Origin of the sequence: Pseudaminobacter soli (ex Li et al. 2025) (genome assembly GCF_003012705.1) — a bacterium.
Taxonomy (GTDB): Bacteria; Pseudomonadota; Alphaproteobacteria; order Rhizobiales; family Rhizobiaceae; genus Pseudaminobacter; species Pseudaminobacter soli.
On sequence record NZ_PXYL01000033.1, the window covers coordinates 19,320 to 32,337 of the forward strand.

The 13,018-nt window shown below is 63.6% G+C and carries 17 protein-coding genes and 1 tRNA gene; 4 read left to right on the top strand and 14 right to left on the bottom strand.

Going from position 1 to position 13,018, the window contains the following annotated elements; translation table 11 throughout:
- The first annotated feature begins 43 nt into the window (after positions 1–43).
- Positions 44–253, top strand: a complete 210-nt coding sequence (locus tag C7I85_RS28775) for a SlyX family protein (RefSeq protein ID WP_106727428.1) — start codon at positions 44–46, stop codon at positions 251–253.
- A gap of 152 nt (positions 254–405) precedes the next feature.
- Here C7I85_RS28775 and C7I85_RS28780 read toward each other — a convergent pair whose 3' ends face one another.
- The 8 genes from C7I85_RS28780 to speB all read right to left on the bottom strand — a co-directional run bounded on the left by C7I85_RS28780 (position 406) and on the right by speB (position 6,845).
- Positions 406–609: a hypothetical protein gene (locus tag C7I85_RS28780; RefSeq protein ID WP_106727429.1), complete on the bottom strand. Its 204-nt coding sequence runs from the start codon at positions 607–609 to the stop codon at positions 406–408.
- 247 nt (positions 610–856) lie between these two features.
- Positions 857–1,630, bottom strand: coding sequence for a carbon-nitrogen hydrolase family protein (locus C7I85_RS28785; RefSeq protein ID WP_106727430.1), 774 nt, complete (start codon positions 1,628–1,630; stop codon positions 857–859).
- Positions 1,630–2,433, bottom strand: a complete 804-nt coding sequence (locus C7I85_RS28790; RefSeq protein WP_428832924.1) for an ABC transporter permease — start codon at positions 2,431–2,433, stop codon at positions 1,630–1,632. Before C7I85_RS28790 ends, C7I85_RS28785 begins: the two co-directional genes overlap by 1 nt.
- Positions 2,430–3,284: an ABC transporter permease gene (locus tag C7I85_RS28795; protein WP_106727431.1), complete on the bottom strand. Its 855-nt coding sequence runs from the start codon at positions 3,282–3,284 to the stop codon at positions 2,430–2,432. The genes C7I85_RS28790 and C7I85_RS28795 overlap by 4 nt, the downstream gene beginning before the upstream one ends.
- The gene (locus C7I85_RS28800; protein WP_106727432.1) at positions 3,281–4,318 is read right to left on the bottom strand and encodes an ABC transporter ATP-binding protein; all 1,038 of its coding nucleotides are present in this window, start codon (positions 4,316–4,318) and stop codon (positions 3,281–3,283) included. Before C7I85_RS28800 ends, C7I85_RS28795 begins: the two co-directional genes overlap by 4 nt.
- Complete coding sequence (locus tag C7I85_RS30755; protein ID WP_146148999.1) at positions 4,300–4,524, bottom strand: hypothetical protein; 225 nt, start codon at positions 4,522–4,524, stop codon at positions 4,300–4,302. Before C7I85_RS30755 ends, C7I85_RS28800 begins: the two co-directional genes overlap by 19 nt.
- Before the next feature lie 55 nt (positions 4,525–4,579).
- Positions 4,580–5,668, bottom strand: a complete 1,089-nt coding sequence (locus C7I85_RS28805; protein ID WP_106727433.1) for an ABC transporter substrate-binding protein — start codon at positions 5,666–5,668, stop codon at positions 4,580–4,582.
- A 124-nt stretch (positions 5,669–5,792) separates the two neighbouring features.
- Complete coding sequence (gene speB, locus C7I85_RS28810) at positions 5,793–6,845, bottom strand: agmatinase (RefSeq protein ID WP_106727434.1); 1,053 nt, start codon at positions 6,843–6,845, stop codon at positions 5,793–5,795.
- Between the two features lie 208 nt (positions 6,846–7,053).
- On the opposite strand from speB, the gene gcvA reads away from it, so the two are divergent.
- A complete protein-coding gene (gene gcvA, locus C7I85_RS28815; protein ID WP_106727435.1) occupies positions 7,054–8,013 on the top strand; it encodes a transcriptional regulator GcvA in 960 nt (319 codons plus the stop codon).
- Between the two features lie 10 nt (positions 8,014–8,023).
- Here gcvA and C7I85_RS28820 read toward each other — a convergent pair whose 3' ends face one another.
- From C7I85_RS28820 to C7I85_RS28840, 5 genes are all read right to left on the bottom strand, one after another.
- A complete protein-coding gene (locus C7I85_RS28820; protein ID WP_106727436.1) occupies positions 8,024–8,485 on the bottom strand; it encodes a GNAT family N-acetyltransferase in 462 nt (153 codons plus the stop codon).
- A complete protein-coding gene (locus C7I85_RS28825; protein ID WP_106727437.1) occupies positions 8,460–9,674 on the bottom strand; it encodes an MFS transporter in 1,215 nt (404 codons plus the stop codon). The genes C7I85_RS28820 and C7I85_RS28825 overlap by 26 nt, the downstream gene beginning before the upstream one ends.
- A 144-nt stretch (positions 9,675–9,818) precedes the next feature.
- A complete protein-coding gene (locus C7I85_RS28830) occupies positions 9,819–10,808 on the bottom strand; it encodes a BMP family lipoprotein (protein ID WP_106727438.1) in 990 nt (329 codons plus the stop codon).
- Between the two features lie 200 nt (positions 10,809–11,008).
- Positions 11,009–11,680, bottom strand: coding sequence for a peptide-methionine (S)-S-oxide reductase MsrA (gene msrA / locus C7I85_RS28835; RefSeq protein WP_106727439.1), 672 nt, complete (start codon positions 11,678–11,680; stop codon positions 11,009–11,011).
- 71 nt (positions 11,681–11,751) lie between these two features.
- Entirely contained in the window at positions 11,752–12,021 is a 270-nt protein-coding gene (locus tag C7I85_RS28840; protein ID WP_106727444.1) for a hypothetical protein, read from the bottom strand.
- 276 nt (positions 12,022–12,297) lie between these two features.
- Here C7I85_RS28840 and C7I85_RS28845 point away from each other — a divergent pair.
- A tRNA-Ser gene (locus tag C7I85_RS28845) sits at positions 12,298–12,387 on the top strand.
- Positions 12,388–12,499: 112 nt separating this feature from the next.
- On the opposite strand, the gene C7I85_RS28850 is transcribed toward C7I85_RS28845, so the two are convergent.
- Positions 12,500–12,658, bottom strand: a complete 159-nt coding sequence (locus C7I85_RS28850; RefSeq protein WP_245445153.1) for a helix-turn-helix domain-containing protein — start codon at positions 12,656–12,658, stop codon at positions 12,500–12,502.
- A 161-nt stretch (positions 12,659–12,819) separates the two neighbouring features.
- On the opposite strand from C7I85_RS28850, the gene C7I85_RS31445 reads away from it, so the two are divergent.
- On the top strand, positions 12,820–13,018 hold a 199-nt coding region (locus C7I85_RS31445; protein WP_210203104.1), incomplete at its 3' end, for a hypothetical protein.

Sequence of the window (13,018 nt, forward strand, 5' to 3'; positions counted from 1 at the left end):
AACTTTCCCGCACCGATTCTCGCTTCGGCAAAAGGATTCCGACATGACATCGCCCGACGAACGGCTGACGACGCTCGAAATGAGGGCGGCGGAGCAGGAGAAGACTATCGAGGAACTGTCCGGCCAGCTCGCGGAACAGTGGAAAGTGATCGAGCGGCTGCAACGCAAGCTAGACGCGCTGACCGACCGCTTCCTGGCGCTGGAAGAGCAGACGGCACCTGGGCACGAAGCGACCAAGCCGCCGCACTGGTAATTCCTGTGCAGGCCGAGGCTAGGCGGCCAAGCTGATCTGATTGTCTGGGAGCTTTTGGCGTTGAGGCGCCGGGAGTTGTCGGGCTCGGTCCAGAGCCCCGCAGGGAGGCCAACGCATTCGCGCGGCCTCCCGCAAAAGGGGTTAGATTTGCGTTATCTTCCGCAAGCGTAGCAGCCCGTGGCTGCGTTTACACGTGCTTGGGAAAGTAGGGCGGCCTGCTTTTCCAAGGTCCTGTTGTTCGCCTGTTCCACGAGATATCGAACCTCGTCGGCACGAACACCATCGCGCGCCATGACCTTCAGAATGATCGGATCACTCAGGAGATCCTCGAGCGTCGCTTCGTTCCAATCCGCCATATCTGCCTCCTGTCGATTTCAGGCACGACGAAGATAGGTATGAAGCATGACAGGGCAATGGCACGAGCGTGACAAGAGAGCGAAAAGATCGGCCTTCACGGCCAGTTGATCGGCCGTCGAAAAGCCATCCCGGACGGCCTGGAAAATGCGGCCGTCGAAGCGGGATGCACCCGCCTCAATATAGAAATATGTTATTAATCCGCGCCTTTAAAGACCGCCGGTCGGCAAGAGAGCGAGCCGCTGCGACCTAGCTCCTGAGATCGGCGAGATAGGAATTTGCCGCCGCGGATTCGGCGTAATCGCCAGTGTCGATTTTTGTGATCAACAATTTCTCACCGGTCGCTTCGGCCTCCGCCAGCAGCGATCCGTCGGGGGCAGCGATGACCGAAAGCCCGGCGTAGGAGAACAGTGCGTCGGCGCCGCAATGGTTCACATAGGCGACGAAGACCTGGTTCTCGAAGGCGCGGACCGGGATCATCTTGCGGGCGATGAGCTCGTCATGGTCGCTCTTGGGCAGCGCCGTCGGCACCGCGATCACCTCCGCACCCGCCATCGCCAGGCGGCGGACGTTTTCGGGGAACTCCACGTCGTAGCAGATCAGCAGGCCGACGTTGGTGCCGCGGTGGTTGATGACCTGCGCCTTCGGTTCCTCGGGCACGAACAGGCCGCGCTCATAAGGACCATAGAGATGCGACTTGCGGTAGACCGTGCGCGCGCCGAGCCCATCGACATAGAGCGCGCTATTGTAGATTGCCTCGCCGTGGCGCTCGGCAAAGCCGGCGACGATGCCGATGCCGGTCTCATCCGAAATCGCGGCCAGCCGGTCGGCCTGCTCGCCATCCTCCGGTTCGGCCAGCTTGCGGATCGCTTCGCCCGCGCCATAGCCGGTGAGCGAAAGTTCCGGCGTGATCAAGAGCGTGGCGCCGGCTGCGGCCGCTTCGAGCGCGGCCTGTCTGATCCGTGCGAGATTGGCGGTCACATCGCCGGCGACCGACTGCATCTGAAGAGCTGCGAGTTTCATCACCTGACCTCCGAACCCATGGCGCCGAGCAGTTTTCTGATGTCGCCGAACTTTGCGATCAGACCGAAGACCAGTGCCGCCAGCGCCACGAAGAACACCGACACCGCCGCCATGGTCGGCGTGTAGCCGTAGCGCAAGGCGTTGAAGATCTTGATCGGCAGCGTCTCCATGGTGAAGCCGATGGTCATGTAGGCGATGATGTACTCGTTCAGCGACAGCACGAATGCGAACGCATAGCCCGATACGAGATAGGGCAGGATCAGCGGCAGCACCACGGTGCGCGCCACCGTGCGGTCGTCGGCGCCCATGGTGGACGCTGCCTCGACCAGCGAGTTGTCGATCGAGGCAAAGCCCAGCGACAGGGTCACCAGCGGCAGGGTGACGAAGAAGATCGCGTGGCTGATCGCTGCCGTCCAGGGCTGACCGTAGAAGCCGGTGGTGGCCCAGAACGTCAGGAAGCCGAGCGCGGTGATGACCGGCGGCAGGATGAAAGGCGCCACGCCGAGCAGCTGGAAGATGCGGGCCCAGGGCGCCTTGCGCCGCCACAAGAACCAGGACAGCGGCAAAGCGACGGAAACCGCGATTGCCGCTGAGGACAGCGCCAGGAGCAGCGAGGCGATCAGCGCGCTGCGCCATTCGGGATCGGTGAAGATCTGCGAATACCAGGCGAGCGAGAAGCCCTTCGGCGGGAAGGTCAGGTCCTGTTTCTGGTTGACCGAGACGCCGAGCACCACCACCAGCGGCGCAGCTATGAACAGCGCCACGACCCCGAAATAGAGCCTGCGAAGCCAGTTCTGCATCATGCCGCGTTCTCCTTCCGGCCGACGAGCAGGGTGAGCCCCACCAGCGCCAGCGAGATCAGCACCAAGAATACGGCCATCGCCGCCGCAAACGGCATGTTGGACTGGTAGATGGCTTGGTCGGTGATCAGCACAGACAGCGTCCAGTGCTGCGGCCGGCCGAGGATCTGCGGCAGCAGGTAGGAACCGAGCGCGAAGACGAAGACCATGATCAGCGTCGCCACCAGCGTGTTGCGCAGCGCCGGCGTCACCACGTTGAAGAAGGCCCGGACCGGCGAGGAGCCGAGCGTGCGGGCAGCCTCCAGCAGCGTCGGGTCAAGCCGCACCAGGGCGGGATAGAGCACAAGAATCGTATAAGGCAGCGCCTGGTAGACCATGCCCGTCAGCACCGCGCCAAAGCCAGGCAGCAGCGCCTGCGGCTCCGACATCAGGCCGATGGCGACCAGAAGGTTGGTGACGCCGGCGGTGCGCGAAAACAGCGTCGACCAGCTGAAGCCGATGATGACTTCAGACAGCGACAGCACCGACAGCAGACAGACCAGCCACACCGTCTGCACCTTTCGCGAGCACTTGGTGAGCAGGTAGGTGAAGGGGAAGGCGATCGCCACGCAGCAGATGGCGACGAGCACGGCGAGCATCAGCGAAAAGCCGAGCACCGAGCCGAAGAACGTCGTCAGGAAGCGGGCGTAATTGTCGAGGACGAAATCGGTCTTGTAGAAGCCGGCCGGGTCGCGCTTGAAGAAGCTCACCGCGATCATGGTCGAAAACGGCACCACGAAGAACACGACCAGCATCACCGCCGGGTAGAGCAGCGGCCCGTAGTCGGCCAGCGAATTGGGCGCTTCGCGTCTCATTTTTCGAGCACCACGCAGCTTTCGGCTGGCAGGACGATGCCGACCGGCGAGCCGGCCACCACATTCGGCCGCTCGCGCGGCGTGGCGACCGCAACGATGGTCCGGCCGCCGGCCTCGACGAAGGTTTCGATGGTGCCGCCGAGATCACGCACGAAGGTGACGGTGCCGGAGATCGCGCCGTCACCGGGGGCGGTCAGGCGCACATCTTCGGGACGAACGGAGATCTGAGCCTTCTTCACGCCTGCAGACAGGGAAAGACCTGGAACGGCTGTACCCAACACCACCGCGCGGCCAGCGCCGTCGGCCTCGACGGGCAGGAGATTGGTCATGCCAATGAAATCGGCCACGAAGGCATCGGCCGGCTTGCGGTAGATTTCCACCGGCGCCGCGGCCTGGCGGATGCGGCCTTCGCCCATCACGACCACCAGGTCGGCCATGGTCATGGCCTCGCGCTGGTCGTGGGTGACGACGATTGTTGTGATGCCGAGCTTCTGCTGCAGCTGGCGCAGCTCGACCTGCATGGCTTCGCGCAACTTGGCATCCAGCGCCGAAAGCGGCTCGTCGAGCAGGAACAGGCGCGGCGAGAGCGCGAGCGCCCGGGCGATCGCCACGCGCTGGCGCTGGCCGCCAGACAGTTTCGCCACCGGGCGGTCGGCAAAGCCGGTCAGATGGATGAGCTTCAGGAGCTCATCGACGCGTCTTGCCTGCTCGTCCTTGGAACGGCCGCGGATGCGCAGCGGATAGGCGATGTTCTCGCCCACCGACAGATGCGGGAACAGCGCCAGCGACTGGAACACCATACCGAGATCGCGCTTATGCGTCGGTACCTTGGTGATGTCGTCGTCATCGATGGCGATCGAACCGCTGGTCGGCTCCTCGAGGCCCGCGATCATGCGCAGCAGCGTGGTCTTGCCGCAGCCGGACGGCCCCAGAAGGCACACGAAAGTGCCGTGCGGAACGTTCAGCGCAACGCGGTCCACCGCCTTGAAGTTACCGAATTCCTTGGTGACGTCATTCAAAGACAGGCCGGACATGTGTCTCCCACTTTTGTTTCGGCTTGCTTCATACCTGTTGCCACTCTTCCACGCCCCGAAGGGATAGAAAAGTCATTCTCGGCGAACAGGTTCGAAAGCTTGGAGGCCAATTCTGCGGCGCCGCCCGAGCGGCTTATCGAAAAGCCCGGAGCCCGGGCATATTTTCCAGCCATTTCGTTGAGGCTGGCCGCAATCTGGCGGGTCAAAGGCCCTCCCCCGCCAGGCGAGGGAGAGCCGCGATGAAATGCTTGAAGTCGACTATCAACCGACGATCAGCTCGGTCCACTTCTCGTTGATCCAGTCGGCCTTGGTCGTATAGAGGTCGTAGCGCGGGATGATCGGTTCGATATCCGACGACACGGCCGCGAACTCTTCCGGCTTCAGGTCCAGCACGTCCTTCTTCAGCGTCGGCGCGGTGCCGACCTTGCGCGACATCAGGCCCTGGATCGAGGGCTGGCTCATATAGTCGATAAAGACGTGAGCCTCTTCGGCCTTCTTGGAAGCGCGCGAAATGACCCAGTTGCCCGAGTCCTGAATGCCGCCTTCCTTCGGGAAGGTCGAGCGCACGGGCTGGCCGTCGGCGGCAGCGAGGCCGGTGACGTCATGGTAGTACTGGCCCATCGGGATTTCGCCCGACTTCAGCGCCTGCTCGAACTGCGCCTCGTCGCGATACCACAGGCGCACATTCGGCTTGACCTCGGCGAGCTTGTCGAACGCCTTGAGCAGGCCTTCCTCGGTGTCGAGCGCATTGGTGCCGCCCATGAAGGTCTTGGCCGTCACTTCCAGCAGGAAGGAGTTGGAAGCCAGCGCCAGAAGGCCGAGCTTGTCCTTGTTGGCCGGATCCCACAGCGCGTCCCAGGAGGTCGGGGCCTCCTTGTAGACGTTGGTGTTGGTGACCAGCGTGATGAACCAGGCCACCGCGCCGATGCCGGCGATGCGGCCATCCGGGTACTTGTTGATGAAGCGGTCGAGCAGGTCGCCGCCATGCTTGATCTTGGAGATGTCGATCGGCGTCCAAAGCTCGGTCGCCTGGCCCTTGAGGGTGGCAACCTGCGACATCATCGAAACGTCGGCCGGAGCCTGGCCGGCCCGCGCGGCCTGCTCGAGCTGCACCAGCCATGCCTCGCCTGTCGGCTCGGCGATGGACTCGACGGCAATGCCGGTGGCCTTGGTGAATTCGGGGAAGATGTGGTTGTCGAATGACTTCTTGAAATAGCCGCCATAGACGCCGACCTTCAGCGACTTCTCCTGCGCGCGCAAGACGGCCGGCATGGCAAGCACGCCCGCGGCAGCGACGCCTGCCTTGAGCATGGTGCGACGGCTGATGCCGCCCTTCAGAATTTCGCTCATCTCGTTCTCCTCTTTCTCGCCGGTTTCGCCGGCATCTTCATTTTGGCTTATTTATGTCCTGTTCCGTGGGCTAGCGCCACACCGGACGCCCTGCCCCGACGCAATCGGGACAAGGCTTGCAGTCTCAGCGCTTCACCGCCGGGCTGAACACCATCAGGCTCAGGATCTCGAACAGCATCTGCGCGCCGGCATGAGCCGTGTTGGTGGTGCCGTCATACTGCGGCGCCACCTCGACTACGTCGCCGCCGACGAGGTTGAGGCCCTTGAGGCCGCGCAGCAGCTCCAGTGCCTCGCGCGTGCTGAAGCCGCCGACTTCCGGCGTGCCGGTGCCGGGCGCGAAGGCCGGGTCGAGGCTGTCGATGTCGAAGGACACATAGGTCGGGCCGTCGCCCACGATCTGCCGCGCCTTCTCGATGATTGCCGGGATACCCATCTCCGAGATTTCCTCGGCATGGATGACGGTCATGCCGGATTCGTAGGAGAACTCCCACAGATATTCGGACGAGCCGCGAATGCCGATCTGGATCGTGCGGGACGGGTCGAGCACGCCGTCGAGCACGGCGTTGCGCATCGGGCCGCCGTGGTGGAACTTCGTCTGGTCGAACAGGCCGCCGGTGTCGCAATGGGCGTCGATGTGGATCAGGCCGACCGGGCGGTCCTTGCCGATCGCCTTGAGGATCGGGTGGGTGATCGAGTGGTCGCCGCCGACCGACAGCGGAATGACGCCGGCGCCGACGATCTTGGCGATCGTGGCTTCGATGTCGTCATGGCTCTGCTCGAGCCGGTAGCGGGTGGCGAAGGGCACGTCGCCGACGTCGGCCACGCGCAGATCGAAAGTGGGCGCGCAATCCAGGACGTGGTTGTAAGGCCCGATGCGCTCGATGGAGCGCAGGGCGCGCGGGCCGAAGCGCGAGCCCGGACGGTTGGTGACGCCGAGATCCATCGGCATGCCGATCAGCGCGACCTGCAGGTCCTCGAAATCCGGATTGGCGAAATCGACCGGCAGATGCGGCGCACTCAAGAGCGTCGGCATGCCGGCATAGGGGGCGCGGCGCGTGCCGCCCTTGGTGAAGATCTTGTCGGCTACTTTCCGGAAGCGCGGATCGAAGATGTCGCCGCCATGGCTCTCGCCATATTTGCTGCGCAGCGCGTCGAGCTTGCTACGGTCAAAACCCATACTGAAACCTCCTTTTGCGTCCTGGCCGAACGGACAAAGGAAGATCTCTCAGGCCCAAAACCCTGTTCTTCCTCCCCTCGAAAGCCGCAGGACGCGTCTTCTAGCTCCGCACGGATTGTTGCGGTGGCCGCGTTGAAAAATCAATTGATATTGTTACAGGTTCATCTGTTAGAATTTCTCACAGATAGATGCCAAACGCGGTACCGTTATGAGCAAGCGATTGCCACCCCTGAACCCGCTGCGCGCCTTCGAGGCCGCAGCCCGGCTCGGCTCGCTCAGCAAGGCCGCAAGCGAGCTCAACGTCACCCATGGCGCCATCAGCCACCAGCTGCGGGCGCTGGAGGAATCGCTCAAGGTCAGGCTGTTCGAGCGCAGCGGCCGGCGACTGAAGCTGACCCCGCAGGGCGCCGAACTGCTGCCCGCGGTTTCAAGCGCCTTCGATGGCATTGCGGCGGCCACCGCGCGCATGACGCGGCCGACCAGCTCGGGCCGGCTTTCGGTCAGTTGCGTGCCCGCACTTCTGTCGCTTTGGCTGATCCCGCGCCTGTCGAGCTTCACGGCGCGCTTTCCCGACATCAGCCTGCGGCTCACCGCCTCGAACGACCCGCAGGACATCCGCTCGCCGGACATCGACATCTGCATCCTCTATGGGACCGGTGGCTGGACCGATTGCTGGCTCAGAAAATGGTCCGACCTCGAGCTGTTCCCAGTGGTCAGCCCGACGCTGATCAACAACCGGCCGATCCGCGCCATCCGCGACCTTGCCGACCACGTCTTGCTGCATGGCGACGACGGGCGCGAATGGAATACCTGGCTGGCGGCCGCCGACGCGCTGGATCTTACGCGCGGCCAGCAGCACCGGTTCAGCGACGCGCGGCTTTCGACGGAAGCTGCGCTGCATGGCCATGGCGTAGCACTCGGCGATTCCGTTACCGCGAGCGGCCTGCTGGCCAAGGGCCAGTTGGTCACGCCGTTCAACCTGTCGGTGCCGGCGGCCGACGCCTTCTATGTCGCCTGCCGCACCGAGGTGCGCTCGGCTCCGGTGGCGCAGGTGTTCATCGACTGGCTCTATGCGGAGCGCGACGAGACGGACGCGCGCGCGGAAACCGCCGTTGCCGGACAGATCAGCATCCGCAAGCGCCGCACGCAAAAGGTGCCAGTGGGATAGCAGCGGCGCGCTAGAGATCCTTCGCCATCAGGACGGACAGTTCGTCGCCGTCGGGCACGCGTTCGACCACCTGCCAACCGAGCGAGGCGTAAAGACCCTCCGCACTCGAAGTGTATAGATGCAGCCGTTCGCAACCGACCGAGCGGGCATGCGCCTCGACCGCTTTGACCAGCAATCTGCCCATCCCCTGCCCGCGAAACTCGGGCGCGACCACGAGCCCGGCAAGCCATGGCGAAACATCGTGCAGCGGGTCGATCTCCTCGCGCACGAACAGGCAGGTGCCGGCCAGCCGGCCATCCTGTTCCGCGACGAGCGCGATTTCATAGCCCTGATTGCGGACGAAGCTTTCAAGCTCGCTGCGATCCTGCTCCAAAGAGCGATCACTGCCGACGAAGAAGGCATCGTGGCGGAGCTTGGCCAGCGCGGCGATTTCCGCCGCGGACGGCTCAGCCGGCCGTATCCTGACCGGCATAGGCCGTCTCCGTTTCTTGCAGGCGCATGCGCGCCAGCGGCAGCAGGCAGAGCCCGCCGATCGCCGCGCTCATCGCCAGGAAGGTGCCGAAGCCAGACCAGCCATAGGTTTCAATGACATAGCCCGCCAGCGGCGGTCCGATGACAGTGCCGATGCCGCCCGCCTGGCAGACGAGCCCGATGGCGATGGAGGCCGATTTTCCAGCCGGCACGATTGTCGGAATGCTGGCAAACAGCGCCGAAGCGACGATGCCGCCGGCAATGGCGATGGCCACCGCCGCGAGCGTCGCCAGAGCCGGGGCCGAACCGGCAAAGGCCGGCACCGCCGCCGCAAGGCTGGCGGCAAAGCCGATCCCGGCCAGCATGAGCACGAAGCGGCCGTCGCGGCCCCTCACCAGCACGCCGGTCAGCACATTGCCGATCGGCACGATGAGCGCGATCAGGCCGGCCGACAGCGCGATATTCGCATTCGGAAGCGCCACGAAGGCGGGCATGAAGGCAAAGAAGCTGACCGACAGAATGACGTAGAAGCCGAAGGCCAGCGCCACGAGCATGACCGGAAAGCTGATCTGCCCGGCGAAACCAGCCTCCAGCGGCGCAGCCTTGGGCGCGCTCGCATCCGGGTCGCCGATCATGCCGAGCAGCATCGCCCCCAGGAGCGCGAAAAAGGCGAAGGCCAGCACGGCCACCAGCAAGAAGTACTTCGGCTCAGCCACCGGCAGCATCCCGCGCGCCAGAAAGTCGGCCACCGCAAATCCGACGGGAACAAAGCCGCCCCAGATCGCCAGCGCCGGCGCCCGCCAAGCCGGCGGGGCGATGGAATTGAGCAGCGCGGGAATGACGATGACCAGCACCAGATAGCCGATGCCTTCCACCAGGCGCGCTGCGAGGATGGCCCACGGATCATGGAGAAAGGCGAGCGCCAGGCCGCCGGCCGCCATCACGACGGCCGAGGCGACGAAGGAGCGGCGCATGCCGGCACGCTCGATGGCCCAGCCGGTCGGCAGCGCCACCAGCGCCACGAAAATGCTGATCATGGAGGTGAGCCAGCCGATCAGCACCAGCGAGAAGCCGGCTTCGCTTCTGTACCAGTCGACGAGCGGCGCAATCTTGCCAAGCTGCGTGCCCGCAAGCACGCCCGCCAGCAACAGCATGGCGATTGCGGCCAGACGTGTCCTGGTGTCGTTCATGCGCCCTCCCCTCGCGGCGAAATCGAACCGGCATTTTCATTCGGCAGGCTGGCAACCTGCCGCATTTGTCACGCGGCGGCGGTAGGTCCGCACAAAGAAAAACCGCCGGCGTTGGCCGGCGGTTCTTTTCTGATTTCCTACCGATCAATAGGGGCAGGCGTTGTCCGACATATAGTCGTGGACTTCGATCTTGCCGGCGGCGATGTCGGCCTTGGCCTTTTCGACGGCCGCCTTCATCTCTTCGGTCACGAGGTCCTTGTTGTTCTCGTCCATGGCGTAGTCGACGCCGCCTTCCTTGAGGCCGAGATTGTTGAAGCCGGGCGTGAACTTGTCGTCCTTGGTGTCCATGAAGGCGTTGTAGACGGCAACGTCGACGCGCTTCATCATGGAGGTCAGGATCTTGCCCGGCTGCAGGCCGTTCTGGTTGGAGTCGACGCCGATGCCGAGCTTGCCCGCGTCAGCGGCTGCCTGCAGCACGCCCACGCCGGTGCCGCCGGCAGCGGCGTAAACCACGTCAGCGCCCTGCGAGATCTGCGACTTGGCGATTTCGCCGCCCTTTGTCGGGTCGTTCCAGGCGGCCGGGGTGTCGCCGGTCATGTTGTAGAACACGTCGGTCGCGCCGGCAGCCTTGGCGCCGCCGACATAGCCGCAGCCGAACTTGCGGATCAGCGGGATGTCCATGCCGCCGACGAAGCCGACTTTCTTGGTCTTGGAGGCCATGGCCGCCAGCATGCCGACGATGTAGGAGCCCTCATTGTCCTTGAAGACCACCGAACGGACGTTCGGCTTGTCGACCACCATGTCGATGATGGTGAACTTGGTGTCCGGGAAATCCGGCGCGACCTTCTCGAGCGTCGCGGCCCAGGAGAAGCCGGCCATCACGATCGGGTTGTTGCCGTCCTCGGCGAATTTGCGCAGCGCCTGCTCACGCTGGGCGTCGTTCTGGATTTCGAAATCACGATAAGCAATGCCGGTCTCGGACTTGAACTTCTCGGCGCCGTGGAAGGCAGCCTCATTGAAGGATTTGTCGAACTTGCCGCCGAGATCGTAGATGATCGCCGGCTTGACGTCCGCGGCGAGTGCCGGGAAGGCCAGTGCGGTGGCGGCCAGGAGGCCAAGAACAATGCGCTTCATTTGATCCACACCCTGTGAGGTTTATCCGTTACGCGCCTGGCTGCCGTGCTCAGCCGACGCTTGGCAGGAGAGGCCCTCCCGCTTGCGCGCCACTGTTGCACGGCAAAAAACAAAATTCACGCGGAATCTTGACCAACTGGAAAGCGCTTGCGGCAATTCCCCAGCCTAGAGTCTTTCATGGTTACCAGCGCTGGCGGCGATCAGCTTTGTGCCTGAACCGCCTGCGGAATGGGGCAGCTCACGCCCGTGCCTTTCAGCCCGCAATAGCCGTCGGGATTCTTGGCCAGATACTGCTGGTGGTCTTCCTCGGCAAAGTAGAATTCGGGCGCGGGCTTGATCTCTGTGGTGATCTTGTCGCGACCGGCGCCGCGCAGCGACTTTTCATAGGCATCGCGCGAGGCGACGGCCTCCTGGTACTGCTCATCGCCAAAAGTGTAGATCGCCGAGCGATAGGTGGTGCCCACGTCATTGCCCTGGCGCATGCCCTGGGTGGGGTCATGGCTCTCCCAGAACGTCTTCAGGAGTTCGGCATAGGAGACCACCTTGGGGTCGAACACCACCAGCACGACCTCGGCGTGGCCGGTCAATCCCGTGCAGGTTTCCTGATAGGTGGGGTTGGGCGTGATGCCGCCGGCATAGCCCGCGGCCGTCACCCACACGCCCTTCATCTGCCAGAACAGGCGCTCCGCACCCCAGAAGCAGCCCATGCCGAACATGGCCATGTCCAGGCCCTCCGGATAGGGCCCCTTCAGCGGGTGCTTCGACACATAGTGGTTGGTCGCGGTCGGAATGGGCTGGTCGCGGCCGCGCAGCGCCTCGGCTTCGGACGGCAGCTTCAGCTTCTTGTTCAGGATATCGCTCAGGAAAAACATGGCTTTCTTCCTTTCTTGGCGCGCCTGTCGTCACGCCCGGTTCGTCGTTGCGCTATCGCCAGTGCACCCCATTATTGCCCGGCTGCCGCCCGCTGGCTGCGCCGGCGTGGCTTGTGGCCGATCGCGTAAAGCAGGAAGGCCAGCACGGCAAAGACCGCAAAGCCCGGCTGATTGAGGATGGTGACCACGACCGGGTCCCACATCATGGGGCTGGCCTTCGTCTGGATGAAGTGTTCGAAGCGCTCCAGCGTATGGGGCGAGACGGAGGCCCAACTGGTGGAGAGCGGGGTCAGGACCGGATGCGAGGCTGCGACCGTGCGCGTGGCATCCACCACCGCCATGATGACGGCGACGGCCAGCGCGATCGTTGCGGCAAGCCTGAACAGGAAGCGCAAGTTCAAATCCTCTGGGCTCGGGTTCGCCCAAAGAGATATGGCGCGTTGCGACGCAGCGCAATCGTCCTATATAAATTTCGGCCGATCCGCCCCGAACGAGCAGGCTTGAGCGCGCAAATGTTGCGCCAGCCAAAAACATGTGTCCGGAAGGCTTGGCATTCGTCGCAGGATCGACTAGATGAGCGCCGGCGTACTGCTTCGTTCGACGATGCATGCGCCCGCGGAGAGGTGGCCGAGTGGTTGAAGGCGCACGCCTGGAAAGTGTGTATACGGGGAACCGTATCGCGGGTTCGAATCCCGCTCTCTCCGCCAGAAACACCCGCTACCGAGTTGTTTTTATTCTCCTTTTAGGCTTTTCAGCTGTTCTTTCCCACAACCTTCCCCACAATGCTTTTGTGGTGCAATTGGTTTGAGAGCCGCCAGATTACTGGCAGCCTTCCGGCAGATTATCGAGCCATTCCTTGGCGTCTTCGGCTCGAACGAGTGTCGTGCGACCAGCCTTCCGAACCTTCAGTAGTCCTGCCTTGGTCTGCTCGTAGAAATGGGTCCGGCTCACGCCGAACGCCTGGTAGAACTCGTTCACGGTGTTAGGTGTGCTTTTCGGGCGCATCGGTCACAGCGCTGCCCTCCATGCCATGCAGATCCAGACGCCGGCGATGCCGACACTCACGATAGATGAGAGCAGGACGAGCTCGAGGGGTCGAAGCCGCTTCAGCCTCCGCCACCTCCCACGAACAGATGTGGGTGGCGCTGCTTGGCCAGCGATACCAGTCTTTCAAACTCGGCATCCCCAAGCTCGAAACGAATGGTGTCCAGCACCACACGGCGACGATCATCTGGTCATTCGGCAAAAGCCGATGGTTTTACACGCCCGCGTTTCACTCATCCGATGTTGGTTCACCAGATACGCGACAGCTCTCCGCTTTGCTGCGGGCGTCACCAC

Bases quoted from the DNA above. Each gene is read 5' to 3' on its own strand.
- C7I85_RS28775 (WP_106727428.1), top strand. From the start codon at position 44: ATGACATCGCCCGACGAACGGCTGACGACGCTCGAAATGAGGGCGGCG.
- C7I85_RS28780 (WP_106727429.1), bottom strand. From the start codon at position 609: ATGGCGGATTGGAACGAAGCGACGCTCGAGGATCTCCTGAGTGATCCG.
- C7I85_RS28785 (WP_106727430.1), bottom strand. From the start codon at position 1,630: ATGAAACTCGCAGCTCTTCAGATGCAGTCGGTCGCCGGCGATGTGACC.
- C7I85_RS28790 (WP_428832924.1), bottom strand. From the start codon at position 2,433: ATGATGCAGAACTGGCTTCGCAGGCTCTATTTCGGGGTCGTGGCGCTG.
- C7I85_RS28795 (WP_106727431.1), bottom strand. From the start codon at position 3,284: ATGAGACGCGAAGCGCCCAATTCGCTGGCCGACTACGGGCCGCTGCTC.
- C7I85_RS28800 (WP_106727432.1), bottom strand. From the start codon at position 4,318: ATGTCCGGCCTGTCTTTGAATGACGTCACCAAGGAATTCGGTAACTTC.
- C7I85_RS28805 (WP_106727433.1), bottom strand. From the start codon at position 5,668: ATGAGCGAAATTCTGAAGGGCGGCATCAGCCGTCGCACCATGCTCAAG.
- speB (WP_106727434.1), bottom strand. From the start codon at position 6,845: ATGGGTTTTGACCGTAGCAAGCTCGACGCGCTGCGCAGCAAATATGGC.
- gcvA (WP_106727435.1), top strand. From the start codon at position 7,054: ATGAGCAAGCGATTGCCACCCCTGAACCCGCTGCGCGCCTTCGAGGCC.
- C7I85_RS28820 (WP_106727436.1), bottom strand. From the start codon at position 8,485: ATGCCGGTCAGGATACGGCCGGCTGAGCCGTCCGCGGCGGAAATCGCC.
- C7I85_RS28825 (WP_106727437.1), bottom strand. From the start codon at position 9,674: ATGAACGACACCAGGACACGTCTGGCCGCAATCGCCATGCTGTTGCTG.
- C7I85_RS28830 (WP_106727438.1), bottom strand. From the start codon at position 10,808: ATGAAGCGCATTGTTCTTGGCCTCCTGGCCGCCACCGCACTGGCCTTC.
- msrA (WP_106727439.1), bottom strand. From the start codon at position 11,680: ATGTTTTTCCTGAGCGATATCCTGAACAAGAAGCTGAAGCTGCCGTCC.
- C7I85_RS28840 (WP_106727444.1), bottom strand. From the start codon at position 12,021: ATGGCGGTGGTGGATGCCACGCGCACGGTCGCAGCCTCGCATCCGGTC.